Here is a 472-nt window from a genome sequence, read left to right as displayed (position 1 = left end):
CCGTCAGCACGGGCATCACGCCTGTCCCGTCACCAATGGGGTTGCCCTTGACCTTGCCCGTGGGGGTGGAGTGCAGGGAAAAGCTGCACGCCAGGTTCTCGGTCGATTTCATCATGGGGTACATGGCCTCGGTCACACCGGGGAACTGCGTGTACCAGGTGTCGATGTTGCTCATGGTCGAACGCACAAAGGTCGCGTCACGCACCGTAAACACTGATTGCATCGCGGTGCCGTTCTCGATGGCCTGGTCCGGGGTCTTGCCGTAGACGATCAGGGAGGCGTGATAGCGACCAAAGGCTTTATCACCAAGGGTGATGGCCTCGATAGCCTCCTCAAGCTCCTTGGTCTGCTTTGAGTCTTTTTCGACCGAGCCCAGGTCCGCCACGTGCTTTTTGAATTTGTCCTTGGCCTTGTTGCGGTCCTCGAACAGAAACGTTTGCACCAGGGTGAACTCGAATTGCTGCTCGATGGC

At 58.1% G+C, this 472-nt stretch carries 1 protein-coding gene; it reads right to left on the bottom strand.

The window, feature by feature from the left end:
• A partial coding sequence (locus ABJ99_RS14440; protein ID WP_459426205.1) for a VirB4 family type IV secretion/conjugal transfer ATPase occupies positions 1-472 on the bottom strand: 472 nt, incomplete at both ends.

It is taken from the genome of Pseudomonas syringae pv. cilantro, from assembly GCF_001293775.1.
In the GTDB taxonomy this organism is placed as follows: Bacteria; Pseudomonadota; Gammaproteobacteria; order Pseudomonadales; family Pseudomonadaceae; genus Aquipseudomonas; species Aquipseudomonas syringae_P.
This window is presented reverse-complemented; position numbering and strand designations above follow the sequence as displayed.